We start from the raw sequence: 21,983 nt of genomic DNA, 5'->3' as shown, positions 1-21,983 counted from the left end.
GGGGTCATAGCGAACGGAGCGGTTACTGAACCTGTCCGTGACAATGTTTGTACTTTTTGCCGGAGCCACAGGGGCACGGCTCGTTGCGCCCGATCTTCTGCTCAGTACGCACTGGCGCCACGGCTGCGGCCACGCCACCCTCGGCCTCTGGCTCATCTTCCGTCTGGTCCAGCGGCGAAACCTCGGCATGTTGGAACTGCATACGCTGCGCCAATGCTTCGGCTTCGCGGCGCAGACGCTGTTCTTCCTCAGCGGGGTCTTCGCGACGCACCTGAACATGGGAGAGCACGCGAATCGCGTCGCGCTTGATGGATTCGAGCAGATCCTGGAACAACGTGAAGGACTCGCGCTTGTATTCCTGCTTCGGGTTCTTCTGGGCGTAACCGCGCAGATGGATACCATGTCGCAGATGGTCCATGGTGGACAGATGGTCCTTCCACAGATCGTCGAGCACGCGCAGTACGATCTGCTTCTCGAAGGTGCGCAGCGCCTCGGCGCCAGCCATCTCTTCCTTCTCCCTGTAGGCGTCGGTCAGAGACTGCAGAATGCGTTCGCGCAGGGTTTCCTCGTAGAGCTTTTCGTCTTCGTCGAGCCACTGCTGAACCGGCAGACGCGTACCGAAATCACTGTAGAGCACGGCTTCCAGACCGGCGATATCCCACTGTTCCGGCAGAGACTGCGGCGGTATGTGCTGGCTGATCGCATGGTCGAGCGCTTCACGGCGGAATTCGGTGATGGTCTCGCCGATTTCATCGGCAGCCAACAAGCTGTTACGCATGTGATAGATCACTTTACGCTGCTCGTTGGCGACATCGTCGTATTCGAGCAGTTGCTTGCGCATATCGAAGTTGCGGCCCTCGACCTTGCGCTGAGCCTTTTCGATGGCATTGGTGACCATGCGATGCTCGATGGCCTCGCCGGATTCCATGCCCAGCGCCTTCATGAAGTTCTTCACCCGGTCCGAGGCGAAGATGCGCATCAGGCTGTCTTCCAGAGACAGGTAGAAACGGCTTGAGCCGGCATCGCCTTGACGACCGGCGCGACCGCGCAATTGGTTGTCAATACGACGCGATTCGTGACGTTCGGACGCAATCACATGTAGGCCACCCGCTTCCAGCACCGCCTGATGGCGCTTTTGCCAATCGGCCTTGATCTGCGCGACCTGCTCGTCGGATGGATTCTCAAGCGCTGCGACTTCGACTTCCCAGTTGCCGCCCAGCAGGATGTCGGTACCGCGCCCAGCCATGTTGGTGGCGATGGTGACCGCGCCAGGACGACCCGCCTGGGCAATGATTTCCGCTTCCTTGTCGTGGTGCTTGGCGTTGAGCACCTTGTGCTCGATACCTTCCTTCTGCAGTAGTTGCGACACGTATTCCGAACTCTCGATGGTCGCGGTGCCCACCAGGACCGGACGGCCATTGTTCTGGCAATCCTTGATATCAGCGATGATCGCCGCAAACTTTTCTTCCTGGGTCAGATAGACCAGGTCGTTGTAATCCTTGCGCGCCAGCGGCTTGTTGGTCGGGATCACCATTACCGGCAGGTTGTAAATCTGCATGAATTCGAAGGCTTCGGTATCGGCGGTGCCCGTCATACCGGAAAGCTTGTTGTACAAGCGGAAGTAATTCTGGAAAGTAGTCGATGCCAGGGTCTGGCTTTCAGGCTGGATCGGCAGTCCTTCTTTCGCCTCGATAGCCTGATGCAGTCCTTCGGAAAGACGGCGGCCCGGCATGGTTCGTCCGGTGTGCTCGTCGATCAGCAGTACCTGATTGTTCTGCACGATGTATTCGACGTTGCGATGGAACAGCTTGTGCGCACGCAGACTTGAATAAACGTGTGTCAACAGGCCGAGATTGTGGGCCGAGTACAGGCTTTCGCCTTCTGCCAGTAGCCCCGCCTTGGTCAGCATTTCCTCGACAAACTGATGGCCCTGCTCGTTCAGCTCAACCTGCCGGGTCTTTTCATCGATGCTGAAGTGCCCTTCCTGGGTGACGACACCCTCCTCTTCCTCGATGTGCTGCTTGAGCAACGGGATCAGCTGATTGATCTGCTGATAGAGCTTGGAGCTGTCTTCGGCCTGACCGGAGATGATCAGCGGGGTCCGAGCTTCGTCGATAAGGATCGAGTCCACTTCGTCGATGACCGCGAAATTGAGTTCCCGCTGGTTCTTTTCCCCCAGACTGAATGCCATGTTGTCGCGCAGGTAGTCGAAGCCGAACTCGTTATTGGTTCCGTAGGTGATGTCCGCGGCATAAGCGGCACGCTTTTCTTCCGGCGGCTGGAAAGGCGTGACGATGCCCAACGTCAGCCCGAGGAATTCATACAGTGGACGCATCCAATTGGCGTCGCGGCGCGCCAAGTAGTCGTTCACCGTCACCACGTGAACGCCCTTGCCAGCAAGTGCGTTGAGGTAGACCGCAAGCGTCGCGACCAAGGTCTTTCCTTCACCGGTACGCATCTCGGCGATCTTGCCTTCATGCAGGGTCATGCCGCCGATCAGCTGCACATCGAAGTGACGCATGCCCATTACACGCTTGCCGGCTTCACGGCAGACAGCGAAGGCTTCGGGAAGAATCTGGTCGAGGGTCTCGCCTTGGCCGAGGCGGGCCTTGAACTCTTCGGTCTTGCTTCGCAGTTGCTCATCGGAGAGCGACAGCATCTGCTCTTCGAGCGCATTGACGGACTGAACCGCCTTGAGCATGCGCTTGACCTCACGCTCATTCTTGCTACCAAAAAGCTTCTTCATTAAAGGCGCAAACATATCGACAAAGACTTCCATGCTGGGGATGGAGGCACGGCCGCAGGGCCACCACGGCTTCGTGCAAAGGGGGCATTCTACTCGGAAACGCTTGAGAGGAAAGGTGCCTACTGCGCAGCTGCGGCAACCATCAGCGCCGCAAACCTGCCGACCCGGCAGTCACGTGCAACGCCGTTACAAGCGATCTGCCAGTATGCCCAATTCAGCTAACGTGGTGAGGCTTCTTCGTGTCTGCCGTGCAGCCAACGAGCGTAAGCGCAGAGCCTTCAGGTGCTTCTGCTAACATAACGGCTCATCACCTATTACGGGTCATCCCCATGTCGTTGCGCCCATTGCCAGCTCGAGCGCCCGCTGCGCTGCTGCGCGAGGCAAAGCCACTGAAAGCCCTCTTCGGCGAGGCGAGACGACTTGATCGCCTGCAGCAACTGGTCGAGAGCCAACTGCAACCCGCGGCGCGTGAGCATTGCCACGTCGCTTCCTGGCGTGGAGGTAGCCTGCTGCTCATCGTGACAGATGGCCACTGGGCGACGCGCTTGCGCTATCAGCAACGCCGCCTGCAACGCCAGCTGCAGAACATGGAAGAATTCACCGGCCTGAGTCGCATCCTGTTCAAGGTCCAGCCCCCCGAGACGCCCCGCCACAAACCTGGACCATCACCGGAACTGTCCATGCGCGCCGCGGGCAACATCCAGGAAACTGCACGAGGCATCACGGACCCCAAGCTCAAGGCCGCGCTTGAGCGGCTCGCCAGCCACGCCAAGCCAGCGGCAGAAGATTGACCGGAGCGACCCGCCGCTTGAGATTGTTAGGTTGCTGAGTCGCAGCCCGGCTATGCCAGCGCTAGAGCGTCTGCTGAATCCATCGAAATCTGGCAGAACGACTACAAAGCTAGTTCGCCAACTAGGACACTTCTTGGATGACACAAGCGCTTTCCATTCCCAGCCGAGCAGCTTAAGCTGTACAAAAAACCAGTAGTGTTAATTCAATTGAGCCGAGGTGGTAGATGGCCGTCGAAGTGGTGTACCGCAGCAGCCGGGACCTGGAGCGTTTGTTCATGGATAAAGCCGAAGCCGATCGTCACGACAAAATGCTCGAACTGGCCGAAGCCTTGGCCGCAGCGTTGCAGAAGGCTTCGCCGTCGCTGAGCGAACAGCAGGCCGACGATATCGGCATTTTTATGGCTAGACACCGGGACCTCTTCGCCAAGGCATTCAAGAGCAATCCCGAGGCGTTGGCGGAGCTACCGGACTCGGTCGAGGCGTCCTGATTAGATGGTATTGCAGTGCCGATATCCATTCGGCGCTTTTGCCAGCCAACAGACCCAGCGGGCGAAACTAGTTATTCCTCATTCGGTCCATTGGTAGCAGTCTTCCAATCAGGTAACCGGCATGGAAAGTCCATTCAAAAAGATCAGCGATGTATTTCAACCAGGCTACAGCGTCAACTTCAGCATCGAAAAGCCTGACGGCAGTATCCTGCTGACCTTGACCGACTCTGCCGGCGTGGCGGTCAAGCGCTTCATCAGCGCTAATCAGTGGCGGGACCAACAGCAACTCGAGCGACTGATTACTAGCCTGCAGTTCAGCCTCGCGATCGAACGCGGCGGACAAGCCGGCTCCCATCTGCTCACCAGGCATTCGCACCCGACCGTTCAGTAACGTCCAGCCTGATTGCATGCGAGCCACGGCAGCCTGAGCTGTGCTATTCCGACAGCTTACCAATCACCATCTCTACCCAATTTCGGCTGATTGCTAGCCATCAGAGGTCAGAGCCAAGCCAAGGCCTTGGCCCGCGCTACCGCCTGGGTACGCCTAGCCACGCCCAGCTTGGTATTGATACGCCGCGCATGAGTCTTGACCGTATGCAGCGAAATAAAGAGCTGCTCGGCGATTTCCTGATTCGAGCAACCCTGCGCGATGAGACGCAGCACCGTGAGTTCACGATTGCTCAGAATCACCTCATCGCCTGGAGCAAGTGACTCTTCGGGTTCGCGCTCGAACTGCAGGAGCCGATCACGCAGACTTTCACCTTTGCCGGCAGGCAGCATTTTGGCGAGCCATTGCGGCTGACGATGCTGCAATTCGTACAGCGGCTTGATCAGATGTTGCCTCGCGGCCTCGCCCAGAGCTTTGCGTAACTCCAGCTCAGCTTCCTCATGGAGGCCTTCCAACTGCAGCGCTTCTGCAAGCGTAAATCGACACTCACAAGCCAAGCCCAGGCGCTGCACACGAAGATTCTGCTCGATCAGCTCGCGTAACGTCTCGATGGCCAATGAGCAACGCCCCGACATTAAATCAATTACCGCAAGGTAGCGCTGAACGCGTGGCAGCAGCTCGTAGAATCCGGAGGGAGCCAGATACGCTTGCCCCTCGTATAGCTCCAGCATTTGAATGAAGACGGCCCAGGCCTTTTTCAGTTGCCCCTGATGCAGCCAGGTCAGACCAGTGATAAGCGGAAGGATGCCGCGGAAACGCGCCTCTGGCACGTGCCTCCACTGCGTCAGCCGCTCAGCCTCACGCAACCAATGATAGGCCGTTGGGAATTCCTGGTTGCGAGCCGCCAGCTCCGCCAATCCGGCGTAGCCGAAGAACACATAGGAGTCGCCGCAGGTTTCGGTTTCGATTCGCCCCTGCTGATATGCCTCGCGGGCCGGCTCGTCGAGGCCTTGATACGCCAGTAAGTGACCTTGTAGCAGCTTCAACCGGCCAATGATCGGGCTATGTTTGACGCTATCGCGTAACACCATTAGAGACTCTTCAAGAACTCCAACGGCCCGTTCGAATTCTCCGGTGAGCTCGAGCAACTGGACTCGGTCGACGTTAAGCATCGCTTCGTAGAGCACGCTGCCCTTGAGCCGCGCCAGTTTCATCCCTTCGCTGTTGTATTGATGAGCCAGTTCGAGCTGGCCTTCAGCCATCGCCTGCTGGGACAGCGCCTGGTAGCACAAAACGCGCTGCGCCCAGGCGTGATCCGACAAAACTTCCAGTGCCTGGAGACAATAGTTTCTGGCCTCCGGCTCACCACGCAGTCGCGCAAGAAATCCGCGCAGTGCTTGCCATTGGGCCAGCAACTGCGCCTGACGCCGGGCGTCGGGCTGGGGAAAGAATTTCGCCAGATCGGCAAGGCAATCGTCCACTTCATCGAGCCGGGCGGAAATGATCAACGCCCAGCCATGCAGCACAATCAACCGAGTCGTACTGTTGAACAGATCCTGCGGCAACTCGCTACGCCACTTCATGAAATGCGAGACGTTATCGCCGATGAGCAATTGTTCCTGCCCGTAGCGTTGCAGGAAGTTGGCTGCGACCTCCGGCTGCCCCGCCCATAAGGCATGCTCGACCGCTTCGCGCATCTCGCCGCGATTGGCGAACCATTGACACGCTCGTAAATGGGTTTGGGTCGGCGATACAGCTTCCGGCATGCGCTGCAACATCAGGGTTAGCGGACGCCACAGGCGAAACCATTCACCACAGTTGTCGATCTGGCGAATAAATAATTGGAAGGTTTTCAGCACATCGAGGATGTCGCTGCCAATCCCGTCGAGTACATGCTCACAAAGCTGCGGTGAGAAGCGCGGCATGCGCGCCAGCGCGAACAGGGCTCGGCGAACATCTTCGCCCTGCCCTTCAAGCACCTCACGCTGAACATAATCCTTAAGCAATGGCGTCCCCGCCACCAAGCGCTCACGTACAGCCTGCTCATTTGCATTGAGTAACAACAGGCTGACACCGGCCAGCCAACCTTCACTACCCGCCAATAACTGCTTGAAGGTATCGTCAGCAACGTCTAGACGATGCACCTTGAGTACCTGCCTAAGCTCACCGGCGGTCAGCGCCAGCGCCTCGGCCTCCAGTTCGAAGAGATCACCTTGAAGCAAAAGTCTGGGTAATTTCCATGCGGGTTGCCGTCGGCTGCTGACCCACCAACTGAGGGATTCGGGACCTTGCTCGAGAAGCATGTCGAGGCAGGCATCGAGCTCGGCAGTGGCGTCTCGTGGGTAATCGTCCAGCATGATCCACAGCGGCCGCTGAAAACCATTCAACAGGTTAATGAGATCTTGCTGTACGTCACCAGTCGGTGCGGATGAATCAGTCAGGAATCGGCTCAGGTGGGAATAAAGCGCTTCGGCGGAGAAAGCTCGGCCACCCAGATCGAGCCAGAAGAGATGGGTATCGGCAGGCACCAGCCGGGCGCACTCGTTCATCAGCACGCTCTTGCCAAAACCAGCCGGTGCGCAGATCAAACGCAGTCGGCAACGAGCTTCAAGCAAAGCATCTACCAGCCGCGGCCTGGGAACATGCACTGGAGGAAGACGGGGAATAGTCGCAACCTGAACCTGCGCGGCGGCTTCTGTGCTGATTACGCCAGGGTTGAAGCGTACGGACATAGCGAGGTTTCTCTTATTCGTATCAGTCCATTGAGGAACGCAACGAGCGCAGCGCCAAAGGCCCACTCAAGATCCGGCCTGCCTGAACCGTATCGGTGCGCTTATGCGGTGACCACGCTGCACGATTCGGCAACTTTTGTCGACTCGCAGAAAGAACAGGGACTGTTCGAACCGATATCCGGCCTAGCTGATGGCTAAAAAGTATCATCCCCCGCTTCGCAATAAAAAAAAAGGCGGCCTACTGGCCGCCTTATTCACTGCATGGATACTAAACGATCAGCGCACCCCGGCATTTCGCAGAGCGGCAGGCGTGAAATCTCGAGCCGATGCCTTGTAGCCAAACTCATGCGCTTCTTCTTCGTTGCTCAAGCCGATCGCAATGTAGCGGCCAGAAATCACGTCGTAGAGCGCTTCGAACGCATAGGCCGGAACCTTATGCTGGTAGTACTGCAGCATGTGCGCCTCACCGACGCGCCACAGCTGGCCGCGACCGTCATAGAGTTCGGATTGCACGATGGTCCAGGTATCTTCGTCAACGAAGAAACGGCGCTTGGCGTAAATATTACGTTCGCCATCCTTGAGGTTAGCTTCGATCTCCCATACACGGTGCAGCTCGTAACGAGCCAGATCCTGATTGACGTGACCTGCCTTGAGGATGTCGCTGTACTTCACATCGCTGGAGTTGATTTCATAGCTGTTGTAAGGGATATACAGCTCTTTTTTGCCGACCAGTTTCCAGTCGTAACGATCCGGGGCACCGCTGAACATGTCGAAGTTATCGGTAGTCCGCATACCATCGGCTGCGGTACCCGGGCCGTCATAGGCAACCTGCGGAGCACGACGCACACGACGTTGGCCAGCGTTGTAGATCCAGGCCTGACGTGGCTCTTTCACCTGATCCAGCGAGTCGTGCACCAGCAGCACGTTACCGGCGAGGCGCGACGGCGCTGTTACTCGCTGCTTGAAGAACAGCAGCGCGTTCTGGGCGCGCTCTGGATCGAGATCCGTCATGTCGCTCGGGAACGCCACTTCATCCTCAAAGTGCACCAGCGTGTAGCTGCCATTGGTTTGCGGTGTGGCCTGTACGATGTTGCGGCGTACATTGCCCCCCCGATAGCGGGTGATGTGGTTCCAGACGACTTCCAGACCGTTCTTAGGAATCGGGAAGGCGTAATAGCGACTGTCGGCAAAGTTGGCGAGACCGTTACCACCACCTACCAGCTCGGTATTCAGCGCGCTTTTCTTGGCTGCCTCGTAGATCCGATCCGGTACCGCGGCGCTGCGATGCGTCGGGAATACGCGAATCTTGTAGGTTTCCGGATAACGCTTGAACATCGCTTGCTGGCCTGCGGTCAGCTTGTCTTTGTACTGATCGACGTTCTGCGCTGTGATGACGAACTTAGGCTGCTCATCCTTGAAGGGATTAGTGAGATGCCCATCTTTCAGCGGTGCGGCGTCAGTCGGAAGGCCACCCGTCCACGCAGGGATGGTCCCATCGGCGTTACCGGCTTTCTCGGCACCGAGCGGAGTCAACGAGTTACCGAGCTTCGCGGCTTCCTCGGGCGATACGGCGGCCATAACGCTACTTGCGAGCAGCGAGAGAGCCAAGACACTGAATAGTTTTCTTGTTGTTTTCATACGTTTCCAGTTCCTCTTGATCTTGTTTTGGCCGGAGGCCTTACATAACTTCTAGCGCAACGGAGACCTGCCAAGGCCTCCGCGCGGCGACAATTGAAGCGGCCTCCTTAGAAGTTCACGCCCATGCTCAGCGCGAGGAAGTCACGATCGACCAGGGTGTTGTAGTCGCCACCGAAGAAGTCGGTGTAAGACAGGCTGGCGGTGTAAGTGTTCTGGTATTCAGCATCGACGCCAACGCTTACAGCCTTGGATCCTTCGTTGAACAAGCCGTTCGGGCCGTAGCCATCTACGTCGTGAGAGAAGGAAAGGTTTGGCGTCAGGTTGATGCCAGCGAATACGTTGCTGTAGTTGGCGAGCGCGCGCAGACGGTAGCCCCAGGAGTTAGCGGTCACGAAGCCGTTATTGCCGTACTCTGCTGTATCTAGGCCGTAAATGGAGTCTCGGCCGTAGCGAAGCTCGCTTTTGCTTTCCAGGCCCCCGACATGGGCATAACCAATCTCACCCACAACCGTGACACGCCCAGCACCGAGCACTTGATCGAAGAAATGTGTAAAGGTTGTTTGAATCTGGGTTACTTCCTTACGGTTATACCCCCGATGTTCTACACCTGCCTGCCCGATTGCACCGGCCACATCACCTGCACCGATTGAGGCGCCAATACCGGTTGCCAGCAAACCCGTGGTGTAAGTGGAGTTGAGCGCCACCGGCAGGTTGGGCCTGTAGCTGATCTCACCGGACCATGCGGTCCCGGTTGGCAAGGTCGAAGCGAAGCTTGCGCCGTACAAGCGAATGTCTTCCGGATACTCAAGAAAATACTCACCGTTGCTCAACAGCGCAGGAGAAGCCAGCGCGCTAAACGCAGCGCCTGACGGCAACGGGCCACCTGGCGATGGAGTCCCCAGCAAGCCCAACAGCGCGCCAATTTCAGCGGCCGACGCGTTTTTATATCCCACTGTCGGCGTGCGGCTGTGATAGTTCATGAAGTACAGGCCGTATTCGGCCGCGTCAGCCAACCAGCGGAAGGCCAAGCCATACTGGCCAGAATCACGGGCATCCCGATCACCACCACGAGGAACGGTCACGCCTTCTGGCCCGACGATAATGCCCAGATCATCCAGACCGGCGTAGTAATCCGCACCGATGAGCGCGTTCAACTGGTCGATCGTAACACCAGCTCCGATAATCCCGTCGCGCTGTTCGGCTGAAAGCACTGTGTAATTATCATCGCAGCCGTCGGCTGCCACGTCATTGCTCGCGAAAAACGTACCGCAGTTATCAATGATGGTCTGATCCCATTCCAACTGATAGAACGCCTCCATGCTGAGGCGATCACTCAAGCTTTGGGATACATAGAGCATATTGACTGGAATCAGACCTTCCTTGATTTCAGCGCCTGGCCGGCGAAAAGCCGCCGCGTCGAGCGGGTTGATCGAGTTGATCGAGTTGCCGATGAAGGTGCTTTCACCCCAGCTGACAACCTGCTTGCCGAGTCGAACCGTACCAGGCAGGTCACCCAGATAATAGTTGTGGTAAAAGAAGGCATCGAGAATCTGTGCACCGGAGGACTGAGCAGCCTCCTTGCGGTTACTGTCGCTGACGTCCTTGAACAGACGATTTTCGTCCTTCAGTTCGAAGTCGTACCAGTATTTGCCACGAACGAAGAAGCCACTGTCGCGATAGCGCAGCTCTAGGTCGTGGATGCCTTTGAATATCTTCGAAAAGGTCTCGCCTTTCTTGAAGTTCAGACGGCCATCGTCACCGGTCTGGGTATAGCCGGTGCCACCGTTACCCAGTCCCACCAAATCCATATCCCGATCAGTCGTCGACCAGCTCGCGCCAATGGACATCGATGAATCCAGCTGACCTTCAATCTCCCCGATATTGAAAGTGACGGCATAAGCCGGTGCGGCGGTACCCAACGCGACCGCGAGGGCCAGTGTCTTGGGCTGGAAGATTCCTTGCCTTGTTGTTTTTGTCATGAGGCGCTCCTGGTTGGTTCGAAGTACGCTCACCCTAACCACACGGCCGCAGGGGGTTAAGCGCACTAAGGTTTGATTTGTTTTGTAATCCTTAAGTATTAACGGCCTTCCCACTATTGGGCTTCAGGGGAGCGTTGGCTCAATTGAAACGCAACCCCAAACGAAGCTATTCGAGAGCTTAGCCGCGAACGAAATTGGCGCAACCTGCGAACTAGAGCAGTTAAGAGCTCATTGGCGAGAATGTCAGCGAAATCGCGGCCAGCCGGCCGCTGGCTGCTCGAATCAGAACGTCTGACTCGACGCCAGATTCACCAGCAACAATCAAGAAAGAAGAGCCGCAACGCACCAGAGCGTTACCGAAGCGCAGCGCCTGGGGTGAAACGAAACAGTCAAAGGGGGAATTAGAGGAACAGGTCAAAGCGTGGCGCATGAGCCACATCCAAAAAGGGAAGCGCGCATGCGCAGACCATAGCCAGACAAGGCAAGAGGCCGCCTATAATCGAGGTTATGGCAAAGGCGCGACCAGGCAGTTTTTGTCGCCTCTGACGATTAGGACCGAACACACTCGGTCCTTTACAAGGCCATATCAGAAGACGCCGACTTACATACCTTTAACAGCATAGATACCCGGCGCGTTGCGCCAATATCCCTTGTAATCCATGCCGTAACCGAACACGTAGCGATCGACGCAGCTCAGCCCGACGTAATCGGCCTTCAGATCCGGGCGGGCCTTGCGCTGATGTTCCTTGTCGACCAGCACAGCAGTATGCACGGCGGCTGCACCGGCGTGACGGCAAAAATCGATGATCGCACCAAGGGTATGGCCTTCATCGAGAATGTCGTCAACGATCAGCACGTCGCGGTCGATGAAGGAAATTTCCGGTTTAGCCTTCCAGAACAACTCGCCGCCGCTCGTCTCGTTGCGATAACGCGTGGCGTGCAGGTAGGAGAGTTCCAACGGAAAACTGAGCTTCGGAACCAATTTGCCGGAGAAAATCAGTCCGCCGTTCATCACGCAGAACACCACGGGATTGCGATCGGCCAGTTCACCGTTGATTTGTGCCGCGACCGCGTCGATGGCTGCGTCAACCTCAGCTTCGGCGTACAGGCAATCGGCTTCAGCCATGACTTGGCGGATGTGTGCGAGATCGACGGACATGGCGATGCTCCAGGGCAGTAAAAGGATGGAAGCAGCTCGTCGGCTGCGCACAGATGCAAGGGGCGCGACGATACCGATGCAATTGCGGACAGGGCAAGTGCCGTTTGACCACATCAATAGCCGCTAACACGTCGATGCATTAATCTACGCCGGTTTATTCGACCGCCGGAGTCAGCCATGACCATTCGAGAGATTCGCCACCCGCTTATTCGCCACAAACTTGGACTGATGCGCCGAGCCGATATCAGCACCAAGAACTTCCGCGAACTGGCGCAGGAGGTCGGATCGATCCTGACATACGAAGCGACCCGTGACCTCCCGCTGGAGAACTACAGCATCGATGGCTGGTGCGGTCCGGTGCAGGTCGAGAAGATTTCCGGCAAGAAGATTACCGTCGTACCGATTCTGCGGGCGGGTATCGGCATGCTCGACGGCGTGCTCAACCTGATTCCCGGCGCCAAGGTCAGCGCAGTGGGCATCGCTCGCAACGAACAAACCCTGCAGGCGCATACCTACCTCGAGCGACTGGTTGACGATCTCGATCAGCGTCTGGCTATGATCATCGATCCGATGCTGGCAACTGGCGGCTCCATGGTCGCGGCGATCGACATGCTGAAAAAAGCCGGCTGCAAGGAGATTCGTGCCTTGGTACTGGTCGCCGCACCGGAAGGCATCGAGGCGGTGGAAAAGGCCCACCCGGACGTCATCATTTATACCGCCTCCATTGATGAGCGCCTGGACAAGAACGGCTACATCGTGCCCGGCCTGGGCGATGCGGGAGACAAGATATTCGGCACCAAGCAGAAGGACATCTGAGCATGTCGCAACACATGGAAGAGCCGCTCGGACGCCAGGTGCTGGCCGGCGCGCAAATGCTGTTCGTTGCCTTCGGCGCACTGGTTCTGATGCCGCTGATCACTGGGATGGACCCTAACGTTGCGCTGTTCACCGCAGGTATCGGCACCCTGCTGTTCCAACTGGTCACCAAACGTCAGGTGCCAGTGTTTCTCGCTTCGAGCTTCGCCTTTATCGCCCCGATCATCGCCGCCAAGGGCGAGTTCGGCCTGCCCGCGGTGCTTGGCGGCGTGGTGGCCGCAGGTGTCGTCTACGTCTTCCTCGGCTTTGCAGTACGCCTGAAAGGGCCGAGCTTCATCGACCGCCTGTTGCCGCCCGTGGTAATCGCCCCGGTGATTATTTCCATTGGTCTCGCTCTGTCGCCGGTTGCAGTGAACATGGCCATGGGCAAGGCTGGCGACGGTAGCGCCCAGCTGGTGCCTTACGAAACGGCGATGCTGATTTCAATGCCTGCCTTGCTAACCACACTGCTGGTGGCCGTACTGGGCAAGGGGCTGTTCCGCCTGGTACCTATCCTGGCAGGTGTCGCGGTGGGCTATGTTCTGTCGTTCGTTTTCGGTGTCGTAGATACCACCGGTATCGCGTCCGCGCCCTGGCTGGCGGTGCCGAACTTCGTCGCGCCGGAATTTCATTGGGGTGCAATCCTATTTATGGTCCCGGTGGCGCTGGCGCCGGCCATCGAGCACATCGGCGGCGTTGTCGCGATCGGTGGCGTCACCGGCAATAACTTCATCAAGAAGCCTGGCCTGCATCGCACGCTGCTCGGAGATGGTCTGGCAACCTCGGCCGCTGGCTTGTTCGGCGGTCCGCCAAACACCACTTATGCGGAAGTCACCGGCGCGGTGATGCTGACCAAAAACTACAACCCGAAAATCATGACCTGGGCAGCGGTCTTCGCAATTGTCCTGGCATTCATTGGCAAATTCGGAGCGGGCCTTCTGAGCATTCCGGTGCCGGTAATGGGCGGCATTCTCTGTCTGCTGTTTGGTTCGATCGCCGTGGTCGGCCTGAGCACATTGATCCGCCACCAGGTGGACCTGTCCGAAGCGCGAAACCTCATCATCGTTTCGGTGACGTTGGTGTTCGGCATCGGCGGCATGGCGATCGGCTATGGGGAATTCAGCCTGTCCGGCATCTCGTTGTGTGCAATCGTCGCGCTGATTCTCAACCTGGTTCTGCCCGGCGGCGAAGGATGGAAGAACAAGCAGCTCGAAGAAAACAACTGAAATGCGATACCTGGCCAGCCGCTTTTCATGGGCTGGCCTTCCTCCCCCCGATAGTGCGACATCACCGTAGTAGCGCTTGCAGCTATCGCTGAGCAGGATGGGTACACTGCCGCGATGAGCTCCCCCAACATCCCCCACCGTCAACTGAGCGAAGCCGCCGTTAGCTGCTCCACCTGTGCCGCCTGCTGCTGTCGACTCGAGGTACTTCTCATCACCGATACCGGTGTACCAGAGCGTTTTATCGATGAGGACGTCTGGGGTGGCCAGGTCATGCGCCGTCTCGATGACGGCTGGTGCGCGGCGCTCGACCGCGACAGCATGCGCTGCACTATCTATGAGAAACGCCCGCTGATTTGTAGGGAGTTCGAACTCGGCTCGGATGATTGCCTGGAAGAGCGAAAGGGCTCCGAATCGGCTTACCGGAAATGAAGCGTAGCCACGGCGTCTAGGCTATCCCCGAACTCGGCTGTAGGCTGGCCGACAAATGAGTAGGTGAAACCCATCAAGCTTGATGCTGATGGACTTCACCTATGCGACCCGCCCCATCCTACGATGGGTAGGCGCCGCTCCCCGCTACTAGACCACTTCGAATCCTTCCGTTTCTTCGTTCGGCTTTCTTAGAACGATGCCCGATAGTGCAGTGCATAGCTCTCGATGCCATCGTTGGGATTCTTGATGCCGGCATTGGAATAATGAATCGCCCGCACGCCAATCTCGTGGCCACCAGCGAATCGCAGGCCTGCGCCGAAGCGGTCCTCGAACTGGAACGACGATCCCAACTCGTTACTCTCCACTTCAGTGTTTTCGAAAGCCGCAATGCCGATGCCTGCCTCCAGATATGGCTTCACCGAATCGCCATTGAATTCATAAACGAACACAGGGGCGAGCGATACGCTGTGGTTGCTTGAGGTTTCGTCCCCTTCCCAATAGGTGTAGCCCGCATCCCAGTAACCGGTGAGTCGGCCCACACTGGTCTGGAACCAGCTGCGATTGAAGTCGAATTGCGCACCGAGCCGATAGGTCATCGTTGACTCACCAGTCTGGCCGACGGCAGCGGTCAAATCCAACGCATGGACAACAGCCACCTGACCCAACGAAACAGCGGCAACCGCAGCCAGGGAGATCAGTTTTTTCATTCGGAATTTCCTTATCGAAAGTTGGCATCGCTTGTTTTTTTCGAGCATTAACCCAAATACAGAAAGCAGGCGCAGCGGGGAGTTCCTAGTCAGGATAGTCTGCAACCATCCCGCCTTCACCCCAAAGTACTGGCAGTACGGCGGCCAATCGGCCCGGATCGCCGCTGCTCCAAAAGCGTGTCGCCGCCTCGCCATTACCGAGTTGATCACGCGCCGCGAGTACCGTCTCGAGATGTCGCGCCACCGCCGCCCCGGTATCGACCAGCGTGACCGTCGCCGGCAGCATCTCGATCAACAGCGGCTTGATAAACGGATAATGCGTGCATCCGAGAATCACCGTGTCACAGCCCTGTTCGATCAAGGGATGGACGTAACTTTCGAGCAGCGCGCGCGTCGCTGGCGCGTCGAGCTCACCGGCCTCAATGCATTCGACGAGGCCGGGACAAGGTTGGGTGATGACACGTACGTCGCTGGCAAAACGATCCAGCAAGGCCGCGAACTTGGCACTCTTCAACGTGCCGGTAGTCGCCAGCACACCCACCACACCACTGCGAGTCGCCTGGGCAGCCGGCTTAACCGCGGGCTCCATGCCCACCAACGGAAGCTGGGGGTAAAGTTCGCGCAGCTCGGCAATGCCAGCCGCAGTGGCGGTATTGCAGGCCAGCACCAGCGCCTTGGCGCCCTGCCCCAGCAAGAAGGAGGCAATGGATCGACAACGCTGACGAATGAACTCCGGACTTTTTTCGCCATAAGGCACGTAGCCGCTGTCGGCCAGATATAACAACGACTCTTGCGGCAAGCGTGAGCGGATCTCCCGCAGCACCGACAGCCCGCCCACCCCGGAATCGAAGACGCCGATCGGCGCGTTATCAGCCATGACCGCTGCCGCAGACCGCACAGGCCGGGTCTCGCTTGACCTTAAGCTCACGGAATCGACTGGATAGCGCATCCACTAGCAGCAGCCTACCCACCAATGGCTCACCGAAACCGGCCAAAAGTTTCATCGCCTCAAGGGCCTGCAGGCTTCCTACCATTCCAACAACAGGCCCCAGCACGCCGGCCTCGCTGCAAGTCAATTCGGCTTCGCTGCCATGGCCATAGAGACAGTGGTAACAAGGGCTGGTCTCTACACGCGGATCGAATACCGACAACTGCCCTTCGAGACGGATCGCAGCGCCGCTCACCAGCGGTTTCTTCGCGGCCACACAGGCCGCGTTCACCGCCTCGCGCACGGCGAAATTGTCCGTGCAGTCCAGCACCAGATCCACCGCAGCGACCGCTTCATCGAGGGAGTCGGCGTCCATCGCTGTGCGGTGCGGCACCAGCGTGACCAAGGGATTAAGCGCCGACAGCCGGGCGATGGCCGAATCCACCTTGGCCATGCCAACCGAGGGAGTGTCGTGGGCGATCTGGCGCTGCAGATTGGTCAGATCGAGGCTGTCGAAGTCGGCCAGGTGCAACTCACCGACACCGGCCGCAGCCAGATACAGCGCCACCGGAGATCCCAGGCCGCCAAGCCCGACGATCAATACACGGCTCTGCTTGAGCTTCAGCTGGCCGTCGATGTCGACCTGTTTCAGCAATATCTGCCGGCTGTAACGCAGCAGCTCATCGTCGCTCAGCATGCAGCTCTCCTGATAAATGTCGTTCATGGCAGGCGCCCCAAGCTTATGCGCTCATGCCCGCCGAAGTCCCTGCGGCTTTCTACTTTGGTGAACCCGCCTTCGGCGAGCAGCGCTCGTACCATCGCAGCCTGATCGTAGCCATGTTCCAGCAGCAGCCAACCGGCGCTTACTAGATGACTCGCCGAGGCCCCGACGATGTGCCGAATGTCATCCAGCCCGTCCTCACCGGCAACCAGGGCGCTGCTCGGCTCGAAACGTACGTCGCCCTGCAGAAGATGCGGGTCGCTGGCCGGTATATAAGGTGGATTGCTGACGATCAGCGCAAAGCGTTGGCTGTCGAGGGCGGAAAACCAATGGCTTTCTCGAAAAGCAACATTGCCAAGCCGCAACCGCTGAGCATTGCGTGTCGCCAAGGCCACGGCTTCGACGACGCGATCCACACCGGTGAGCTGCCACGCCGGTCGCTCATGGGCCAGCGCCAAGGCGATCGCGCCGGTACCGGTACCGAGATCCAGCACCTGTGCCGGCGTCGACGGAAGCAACTGCAGTGCAGTTTCGACCAGCAGCTCTGTATCCGGACGGGGGATCAGCGTATGCGGTGCAACCTCAAGCTCGAGGCTCCAGAAGCCTTGGCGACCGAGAATGTAGGCCACCGGCTCGCCACTACGACGGCGCTCCAGATCAGCAGCAAAACGGGCTTCGCACTCAGGAGGAACTTCGCGTTCGGGCCAGGTCCGCAGGTAACTCGGCGCCTTGCCCAGAGCAGCGGCCAGGAGCCACTCAGCGTCGAGCTTGGCACTTGATGAATCTGGCAAATCAGCAGCACGCAACAGAAATTCGATGGAGGCCATGCTCAGCGTTTCCGTATGGACCTGGCGGTAGGCGCGACAGTACTTAAGTTAGTCAAACAAAGATCGTGGCAAGGCAAGCGGTGCCTTGCCTATGGTCAGCGACCGAACGCTATCAATCGCCTAATGCCGCCAGTTGATCCGCCTGGTACTCCTGCAACAAGGGCTCGATTACCTGCTCCACAGCCCCGCCGATGACCTCACCGAGGGAATACAGGGTCAGGTTGATACGGTGATCGGTCACCCGCCCCTGCGGGAAGTTGTAGGTACGAATACGTTCAGAGCGATCACCCGAGCCAACCAGCAGTTTGCGCGTATCGGAGATTTCCTTGTGCGCAGCGCTGTCCTGCACATCCTGCAGCTTGGCAGCCAGCCAGGACATGGCCCGGGCGCGGTTCTTGTGTTGCGAGCGCTCTTCCTGACACTCCACCACGATGCCGCTCGGCAAATGAGTAATGCGCACCGCCGAATCCGTCTTGTTGATGTGCTGCCCACCGGCACCGGACGCTCTATAGGTGTCGACACGCAGATCAGCCGGATTGATCTCGATGGCGATCTGCTCGTCCGGCTCCGGCAGTACCGCGACAGTGCAGGCCGAGGTATGGATGCGCCCCTGGGACTCGGTCTCTGGGACACGCTGTACGCGATGCGCCCCGGACTCGAACTTTAGTTTGGCGAACACATTGTCGCCTTCTACGCGCGAAATGACTTCCTTGTAGCCGCCGTGCTCGCCGGGACTTTCGGAAAGAATCTCGACGCGCCAGCCCTGCCGCTCGGCATAGCGCGAATACATGCGAAACAGGTCGCCGGAAAAGATCGCCGCTTCATCGCCGCCAGTACCAGCACGGATCTCGAGGAAGACGTTGCGACCGTCCTTTGGGTCCTTCGGCAGCAACATACGCTGCAGGCGAGTCTCGATTTCTTCGAGCTTACCGCGGGCTTCGGTGACTTCTTCCTCAGCCATCTCGCGCACGTCGGGGTCATTGTCCTTGAGCAGCGCCTGAGCGCCTTCGAGGTCGGACTGCAGCTTGAGGAATTCGCGGTAGGTAGCGATGACCGGCTCGACTTCGGCGTATTCGCGCGAATAGCCACGAAAGCGGGTCTGATCGCTGATGACCTCGGCATCGCCCAACAACGCCGTCAGTTCTTCGAAGCGGTCCTGCAGGATGTCGAGTTTATTGAGCAGTGACGCTTTCATGGTTTGTCCGTGCTGTCTTGCAGGGCGAAGAGCTCCTCGACGACGGTCAGGGCCTCCATACGCCCTTCGGCGGAAAGTTTTTTCAGTTGTACGCTGGGTGCGTGCAGCAGCTTGTTGGTCAGCCCTCGGGCCAGCTGTGCCAACGCATCCTCGGGTGTGCCGCCGTTGGCCAGCAGCCGCTGGGCCTTGAGCATTTCCTCGTCGCGAATGCGCTCGGCATGCTGCCGGTAGGCCTTGAGCACATCCACCGCCGCCAGCTCACGCAGCCGCGCCATGAACTCATCGGTGCCAGCAGCGACCAGCTCCTCGGCAGCCTGGGCAGCCCCCTGGCGACTCTTGAGATTCTCCGCGACCACTTCGTGTAGATCGTCGACGGTATAAAGGTAGACATCGCCCAGCTCGCCTACCTGCGCTTCTATATCGCGGGGCACGGCGATATCGACCATGAACATAGGCTTGTGCTTGCGCTTCTTCAGCGCTTGCTCGACAGCGCCCTTGCCGAGAATCGGCAACTGGCTGGCGGTGGAACTGATGACAATGTCGCTGTTGTAGAGCTCCTGCGGAATATCAGCGAGGAGGATGGCATGCGCGCCGAACTGCTCAGCCAACGCACTGGCACGCTCGAGGGTACGGTTGGCAACCACGATGCGCTTCACGCCCTGCTCATGCAGATGGCGGGCAACCAGCGTGATGGTCTCGCCGGCGCCGATCAGCAGCGCCTGGCTGCGGTCGAGGTTGGCGAAAATCTGCTTCGCCAGGCTGACAGCGGCGAAGGCCACCGATACCGGGTTTTCGCCAATAGCCGTGTCGGTCCGCACGGTCTTGGCGGTACTGAAGGTCGCCTGAAACAGGCGCCCCAGCAGCGGCCCGACGCTGCCGGCCTCGCGCGCGACGGCGTAGGCGGATTTCATCTGCCCGAGAATTTGCGGCTCGCCGAGCACCATCGAATCCAGCCCGGAGGCGACGCGCATCATATGCCGTACCGCCTGGTCGTCGGTGTGCACATAGGCGCAGGCCCTGAGATCTTCCAGGCTCAGGCCGTGATAGTTGGCCAGCCAGGCCAGCACCATCTCGGCTTCGACCTGATCCTGCTGCAAGTACAGCTCGCTGCGGTTGCACGTCGACAGGATCGCCGCCTCACGCGTTGGCGTGACACGGCACAGTTGCTGCAGCGCCTCGACCATCTGCTCAGGCGTGAACGCCACACGCTCGCGCACGTCCACCGATGCGGTCTTGTGATTAATGCCAAGCGCGATGAAAGCCATGCAGGTCGCTGATTCGAAAACGGAGCGCGCGATTCTCCTACTTCGCCTGTCCCAGAACAACAGTTGCCCGTCATTGTCTGTACCTATCGAGCCGACCGAATCGCCTCGCAAGCCGGCCCATGTGCTTGCCTGACGGCTTGTGTCATCATGCCGCGACCGCAGATCAGCCTTATATCCCTATGAAAAAACTCCTCGCCATCAGCGCCGTCCTGTTTCTCGGTGGCTGCCAAAGCTTCATGCAGAGCGCTCCCGACAGCAGCCCGCCGGTCGAGGAAGCAACACCGGAACCTGCAAAAACGAGTCCTGGTGAATATGGATCTTTCAGCCGAGACACGCTTTACGCGCTACTGGTGGCCGAGCTGGCCGGCCAACGCAATCGCTTCGACATCGCCTTGGGTAGCTATGTGCAGCAGGCCAACGCGACCCAGGATGCCGGCGTGGCCGAGCGCGGTTTCCGCATCGCCGAATACCTTGGTGCCGAGCAGGCTGCGCTGGATACCGCAATGATCTGGGCGAACAACGCACCGGAGAATCTTGATGCCCAGCGCGCGGCGGCCGTGCAGTTGGCGCGCGCTGGGCGCTACGAAGAATCCATGGAATTCATGGAAAAGGTCCTGCAGGGCCAGGGCGATACCCACTTCGATTTCCTCGCCCTGTCGGCCGCCGAAACCGATCCGGACACGCGAACCGGTCTGTTGAACAGCTTCGACCAGCTGCTGACCAAACACCCTGACAATGCGCAGCTAAAATTCGGCAAAGCCGTGTTGCTGCAGCAGGACGGACGCCCTGAAGAAGCGCTGGCGCTGCTCGAAGAGCAACCTGCCAATCAGCAGGAAATCCCGTCGATTCTGCTCCAGGCTCGATTGCTGCAGGTCCTCGAACGCGGCAACGAAGCATTACCGCTACTGGAGAAAAGCCTCGACCAGCACCCCGAAGACAAGCGTCTGCGACTGACTTATGCACGACTATTGGTCGAACAGGACCGCCTCGACGAGGCCATGGGCGAGTTCGCCACGCTGGTCCAGCAATACCCCGACGATGACGACCTGCGCTTTTCCATGGCACTGGTGTGCCTCGAGGCTGAGGCCTGGCGCGAAGCGATCGTTTATCTGGAGGAGCTGATCGAGCGCGGCAGCCACGTCGATGCCGCCAACTTCAACCTCGGTCGCGCCTATCACGAGATGGGCAAGCACGAGCAGGCGCTGGCCGCCTTCGCCAAGGTCGGCCCCGGCAACGAGTACTTGCCCGCGAAGCTGATGCAGGCCGAACTGCTTTTCTCTCTCGACCGCAGCCAGGAAGCCTCGCAGCTACTGGCGAACGCGCGCGATGAGCAGCCGGACTATGCGATCCAGCTGTACCTGATCGAGATCGAAGCGCTTTCCGGCCAGCAGCAGCTCGAAGAGGCCTGGCAGCTTGCCGAGCAAGCGTTGGAGCAATTCCCCGAAGACCTCAACCTTCTCTATACGCGGGCCATGATCGCCGAGAAGCGCGGCGACCTGGCACAGCTGGAACAGGATCTGCGCTTCATCATCGAGCGTGAACCCGACAACGCCATGGCAATTAACGCGCTCGGCTACACCCTGGCCGACCGCACCGACCGGTATGAAGAAGCCCTTGCGCTTATCGAGCAGGCCTACCGGCTCAATCCCGACGACGCGGCCATTCTCGACAGTCTCGGCTGGGTGAATTACCGGCTGGGCAATATCGCCGAAGCCGAGACCCACCTGCGCAAGGCATATGAGCTTTTTCCGGACCATGAAATCGCCGCCCACCTGGGCGAGGTACTCTGGACGTCTGGCAAACAGCGTGAAGCACGGGCTATTTGGGACGAAGCCCTGAAACAACAGCCGGATAGCCAGATCCTCCGCGAAACCATCAAACGCCTGACAGGCTCGGAGAAACCCTGACC

Annotated in this window: 18 protein-coding genes; 7 read left to right on the top strand and 11 right to left on the bottom strand. The window is 58.8% G+C overall.

What is annotated here, in order from left to right; translation table 11 throughout:
• Positions 1 to 22: 22 nt before the first annotated feature.
• Complete coding sequence (gene secA, locus D7241_RS01520; protein ID WP_408100021.1) at positions 23 to 2,761, bottom strand: preprotein translocase subunit SecA; 2,739 nt, start codon at positions 2,759 to 2,761, stop codon at positions 23 to 25.
• Positions 2,762 to 3,075: 314 nt separating this feature from the next.
• Here secA and D7241_RS01515 point away from each other — a divergent pair, with 314 nt between their 5' ends.
• The 3 genes from D7241_RS01515 (at position 3,076) to D7241_RS01505 (ending at position 4,416) form a co-directional block, all read left to right on the top strand.
• Positions 3,076 to 3,537 (top strand): DciA family protein, encoded by a 462-nt coding sequence (locus tag D7241_RS01515; protein WP_408100020.1) that lies wholly within the window; start codon positions 3,076 to 3,078, stop codon positions 3,535 to 3,537.
• 224 nt (positions 3,538 to 3,761) lie between these two features.
• A complete protein-coding gene (locus D7241_RS01510) occupies positions 3,762 to 4,025 on the top strand; it encodes a YebG family protein (protein ID WP_408100019.1) in 264 nt (87 codons plus the stop codon).
• 121 nt (positions 4,026 to 4,146) lie between these two features.
• Positions 4,147 to 4,416 (top strand): DUF3509 domain-containing protein, encoded by a 270-nt coding sequence (locus D7241_RS01505; RefSeq protein ID WP_408100018.1) that lies wholly within the window; start codon positions 4,147 to 4,149, stop codon positions 4,414 to 4,416.
• 107 nt (positions 4,417 to 4,523) lie between these two features.
• Here D7241_RS01505 and D7241_RS01500 read toward each other — a convergent pair whose 3' ends face one another.
• From D7241_RS01500 to D7241_RS01485, 4 genes are all read right to left on the bottom strand, one after another.
• Positions 4,524 to 7,145, bottom strand: coding sequence for a LuxR C-terminal-related transcriptional regulator (locus tag D7241_RS01500; protein WP_408100017.1), 2,622 nt, complete (start codon positions 7,143 to 7,145; stop codon positions 4,524 to 4,526).
• A 276-nt stretch (positions 7,146 to 7,421) separates the two neighbouring features.
• Entirely contained in the window at positions 7,422 to 8,783 is a 1,362-nt protein-coding gene (locus D7241_RS01495) for a DUF1329 domain-containing protein (protein WP_255983459.1), read from the bottom strand.
• Between the two features lie 107 nt (positions 8,784 to 8,890).
• A complete protein-coding gene (locus D7241_RS01490) occupies positions 8,891 to 10,762 on the bottom strand; it encodes a DUF1302 domain-containing protein (RefSeq protein WP_408100016.1) in 1,872 nt (623 codons plus the stop codon).
• 601 nt (positions 10,763 to 11,363) lie between these two features.
• Positions 11,364 to 11,921, bottom strand: coding sequence for a hypoxanthine-guanine phosphoribosyltransferase (locus D7241_RS01485; RefSeq protein WP_255983463.1), 558 nt, complete (start codon positions 11,919 to 11,921; stop codon positions 11,364 to 11,366).
• 177 nt (positions 11,922 to 12,098) lie between these two features.
• On the opposite strand from D7241_RS01485, the gene upp reads away from it, so the two are divergent.
• The 3 genes from upp (at position 12,099) to D7241_RS01470 (ending at position 14,431) form a co-directional block, all read left to right on the top strand.
• A complete protein-coding gene (upp, locus tag D7241_RS01480; RefSeq protein ID WP_408100015.1) occupies positions 12,099 to 12,737 on the top strand; it encodes a uracil phosphoribosyltransferase in 639 nt (212 codons plus the stop codon).
• Between the two features lie 2 nt (positions 12,738 to 12,739).
• Positions 12,740 to 14,002 carry a uracil-xanthine permease family protein gene (locus tag D7241_RS01475; protein WP_408100014.1) on the top strand — a complete coding sequence of 421 codons (1,263 nt, stop codon included), beginning with the start codon at positions 12,740 to 12,742 and terminating at the stop codon, positions 14,000 to 14,002.
• A gap of 114 nt (positions 14,003 to 14,116) precedes the next feature.
• Positions 14,117 to 14,431, top strand: coding sequence for a YkgJ family cysteine cluster protein (locus tag D7241_RS01470; RefSeq protein WP_408100013.1), 315 nt, complete (start codon positions 14,117 to 14,119; stop codon positions 14,429 to 14,431).
• A 188-nt stretch (positions 14,432 to 14,619) separates the two neighbouring features.
• Here the strand turns inward: D7241_RS01470 and D7241_RS01465 are convergent, their stop codons facing one another.
• The 6 genes from D7241_RS01465 to hemA all read right to left on the bottom strand — a co-directional run bounded on the left by D7241_RS01465 (position 14,620) and on the right by hemA (position 20,074).
• Positions 14,620 to 15,138: an acyloxyacyl hydrolase gene (locus tag D7241_RS01465; RefSeq protein ID WP_408100012.1), complete on the bottom strand. Its 519-nt coding sequence runs from the start codon at positions 15,136 to 15,138 to the stop codon at positions 14,620 to 14,622.
• An 85-nt stretch (positions 15,139 to 15,223) separates the two neighbouring features.
• Positions 15,224 to 16,015, bottom strand: a complete 792-nt coding sequence (gene murI, locus D7241_RS01460; RefSeq protein WP_408100011.1) for a glutamate racemase — start codon at positions 16,013 to 16,015, stop codon at positions 15,224 to 15,226.
• Entirely contained in the window at positions 16,008 to 16,763 is a 756-nt protein-coding gene (locus tag D7241_RS01455; protein ID WP_408100010.1) for a molybdopterin-synthase adenylyltransferase MoeB, read from the bottom strand. Before D7241_RS01455 ends, murI begins: the two co-directional genes overlap by 8 nt.
• A gap of 23 nt (positions 16,764 to 16,786) precedes the next feature.
• On the bottom strand, positions 16,787 to 17,614 hold the full coding sequence (gene prmC / locus D7241_RS01450) for a peptide chain release factor N(5)-glutamine methyltransferase (RefSeq protein ID WP_408100009.1): 828 nt from the start codon (positions 17,612 to 17,614) through the stop codon (positions 16,787 to 16,789).
• A 112-nt stretch (positions 17,615 to 17,726) separates the two neighbouring features.
• Positions 17,727 to 18,809, bottom strand: a complete 1,083-nt coding sequence (gene prfA, locus D7241_RS01445) for a peptide chain release factor 1 (protein WP_408100008.1) — start codon at positions 18,807 to 18,809, stop codon at positions 17,727 to 17,729.
• Positions 18,806 to 20,074, bottom strand: a complete 1,269-nt coding sequence (gene hemA / locus D7241_RS01440) for a glutamyl-tRNA reductase (RefSeq protein ID WP_408100007.1) — start codon at positions 20,072 to 20,074, stop codon at positions 18,806 to 18,808. Before hemA ends, prfA begins: the two co-directional genes overlap by 4 nt.
• A gap of 179 nt (positions 20,075 to 20,253) precedes the next feature.
• Between hemA and D7241_RS01435 the strand changes: the two genes are divergently transcribed.
• The gene (locus tag D7241_RS01435) at positions 20,254 to 21,981 is read left to right on the top strand and encodes a tetratricopeptide repeat protein (RefSeq protein ID WP_408100006.1); all 1,728 of its coding nucleotides are present in this window, start codon (positions 20,254 to 20,256) and stop codon (positions 21,979 to 21,981) included.
• Positions 21,982 to 21,983: the final 2 nt, after the last annotated feature.

The organism is Stutzerimonas sp. VN223-3, from assembly GCF_045999685.1.
Lineage (GTDB): Bacteria > Pseudomonadota > Gammaproteobacteria > Pseudomonadales > Pseudomonadaceae > Stutzerimonas > Stutzerimonas stutzeri_AR.
The sequence above is the reverse complement of the archived record's forward strand: the minus strand, read 5'-3'. Positions and strand labels throughout refer to the sequence as shown.